Origin of the sequence: Sutcliffiella halmapala (assembly GCF_050107295.1) — a bacterium.
Classification (GTDB): Bacteria; Bacillota; Bacilli; order Bacillales; family Bacillaceae_I; genus Sutcliffiella_A; species Sutcliffiella_A halmapala_A.
Window position 1 is genome coordinate 1 of the sequence record NZ_JBNIKR010000050.1, and the last position, 255, is coordinate 255.

General features: G+C 52.2%; 1 rRNA gene. It reads right to left on the minus strand.

Annotated features, from left to right (window positions below):
• A 23S ribosomal RNA gene (locus ACQCT5_RS23020) occupies positions 1-255 on the minus strand; the annotation flags it as partial.

The window sequence follows — 255 nt, forward strand, 5'->3', positions numbered from 1 at the left end:
TCTCTCCTCGCCTACCTGTGTCGGTTTGCGGTACGGGCACCATACTCCTCGCTAGAGGCTTTTCTTGGCAGTGTGAAATCAGGAACTTCGGTACTATATTTCCCTCGCTGTCACAGCTCAGCCTTATGTGAGAAGCGGATTTGCCTACTTCTCAGCCTTGCTGCTTAGACGCACATATCCAACAGTGCGCTTACCCTATCCTTCTGCGTCCCCCCATTGCTCAAACGGAGTGGAGGTGGTACAGGAATATCAACC